This is a genomic window from Actinosynnema sp. NPDC023658, from assembly GCF_040639995.1.
Taxonomy (GTDB): domain Bacteria; phylum Actinomycetota; class Actinomycetes; order Mycobacteriales; family Pseudonocardiaceae; genus Actinosynnema.
In genome coordinates, this window is record NZ_JBFAAX010000979.1 from 1 (window position 1) to 2,015 (window position 2,015).

Here is a 2,015-nt window from a genome sequence, read left to right on the forward strand (position 1 = left end):
GATCCGGCAAGGAGAACGACCATGTCGTTGACGGTGGATATGCCTCGCCAGTCCCGTGCGGCCGTCCCCCCGCGCCAAGGGGCGGGGGAAGCCGACCTGGTGGGCCGCTACCTGCGCGAACTCACGTCGACGCCGCTGCTCAGCGCCGCCGAGGAGGTCGTGCTGGCCAAGCGCATCGAGGCCGGCGTCTACGCGGCCGAGCTGCTGCGCCGGTCCGACGAGGGCGAGGTTCCGCCCTTCGACGCGGAACGTCACCGTGCGCTGCGGACCGTGGCCGAGCAGGGTCACCGGGCGAAGGACCACATGATCCGGGCCAACCTGCGCCTGGTGGTGTCGGTGGCCAAGAAGCACTCGTTCCGCGGCCTGCCGCTGCTCGACGTGGTGCAGGAGGGCAACCTCGGCCTGATCCGCGCGGTGGAGAAGTGGGACTACGCGAAGGGCTTCAAGTTCTCCACGTACGCCGTGTGGTGGATCCGCCAGGCCATCGAGCGCGGCCTGGCCGAGCAGACCCGGACCATCCGGCTGCCGCTGCACGTGGTCGAGGAGGTGTCCAAGCTGCGCAAGGTCGCCCGGCGGCTGCGGCTGGAGACCGACCGCGACCCGACCGTGGAGGAGGTGGCCGAGGCGGCGAAGGTGCCGCTGGCCCGGGCGGTCGAGCTGCACGCCGCGAGCCGCGCCACCATCAGCCTCGAGGCGCCGGTCGGTGACGACGGGGGCGCGTCGGTGGCCGACCTGATCGAGGACGCCGAGGCGGTGCACGCGCACGAGGTGGTCGAGCAGCGCGAGGTGGCCGAGGAGCTGCGGGCGCTGGTCGGCACGCTGCCCGAGCGGCAGGCACGCATCCTCACCCAGCGCTACGGCCTGTCGGACGGGCGTGCGCGCAGCCTGCAGGAGCTGGCCGACGAGTTCGGCCTGACCCGGGAGCGCATCCGGCAGCTGGAGAAGGAGTCCCTCAAGACACTGCGCGACCCCGAGCGCAACCAGGCCCTCTTCGACCGAGCCGGGTGATCGGTCCGCGGTGCGCGACCCCCGGCCCACCTTTTGCGGGTTCCGGCCGGGGGTAGCAGGGTCTGTGGTCTCCGATCCCGAGGAGCGCACGCCATGACCGAGCACCTCGCTCAGCTGACCACCACCGACCTGGACCGCGGCATCGTGCTCGTCGGCGTGTCCGGCACCCTCGACGCGGCCACCCACCGGCCCGTCGTGGACGGGCTCGACACGGCGTTCGAGTCACGTCCCCCCGGTCTCGTGCTGGACCTGAGCGCCGTCGACTTCATGGGATCGGTCGGCATCGCGATGCTGGTCAACGCCCACCACCGGGCCAAGAGGCTGCGCATCCCGTTCGCCGTCGTCGCGAACAGCCGCGCCGTCCTGCGTCCCTTGCAGATGAGCCAGGTCGACAGCGCCCTCCCGCTTCACCCGACCGTGGACGAGGCGGTCGCGGCGCTGCGGCTGGTGTCCACCTGACCCGCGCCACGCGGTCGCCGGGACCACCGGGCCACCCGGATCAGGCCGAGCGCGCCCAGCACCCCCAGCAGGGCCAGCCCGAACGGCCGCAGCGTGCGGGTCCACGGCCAAGCCGCACCGTCGAGCGCCAAGTGGTCGACCGGGTACTCGAGCACCCGCGCGGTCCACGTGGCGGTGGCCACGTCGGTCGTGCGCGCGAGGTCCGCCAGCACGCCGTCGAACGGGAAACCGGGCTCCCCGTGCAGGTAGACGGGCTCCAGGTCGGCGTAGCGGTCCGCCGCGCGCCCCCGTGCGGCCGCCGCGCCCGGCACCACCAACCGGTCGATCGCGCCCGCCGCGGCCGGGTCGGCCCTCGGGACGAACGTCAACCCGTGCCGTGACCGCACCGGCTCCGCGCCGGGTGCGACGGCCAGCGTGCCCACGGCCAGGGACTGCCCGTAGGTGTCGAAGGCCGACGCCAGCTCGATCTCACCGACCCCCTCGGTGAGCAGCACCCCGATCGTGTCGCGGTCCCACCCGAAAGCGGAGTTGAACCCGACGACGGCGTC

2 protein-coding genes and 1 pseudogene are annotated in these 2,015 nt (G+C 73.2%); 2 read left to right on the plus strand and 1 reads right to left on the minus strand.

Going from position 1 to position 2,015, the window contains the following annotated elements; genetic code table 11:
- The first annotated feature begins 21 nt into the window (after window positions 1-21).
- Together AB0G02_RS37145 and AB0G02_RS37150 are read left to right on the plus strand one after the other, a co-directional pair.
- Window positions 22-1,008 carry a sigma-70 family RNA polymerase sigma factor gene (locus AB0G02_RS37145; protein ID WP_360804274.1) on the plus strand — a complete coding sequence of 329 codons (987 nt, stop codon included), beginning with the start codon at window positions 22-24 and terminating at the stop codon, window positions 1,006-1,008.
- 93 nt (window positions 1,009-1,101) lie between these two features.
- Window positions 1,102-1,467, plus strand: coding sequence for an STAS domain-containing protein (locus AB0G02_RS37150; protein WP_360804277.1), 366 nt, complete (start codon window positions 1,102-1,104; stop codon window positions 1,465-1,467).
- On the opposite strand, the pseudogene AB0G02_RS37155 reads toward AB0G02_RS37150, so the two are convergent.
- Window positions 1,416-2,015: pseudogene (locus tag AB0G02_RS37155) on the minus strand (AraC family transcriptional regulator); the annotation flags it as partial. The gene AB0G02_RS37150 and the pseudogene AB0G02_RS37155 overlap by 52 nt on opposite strands.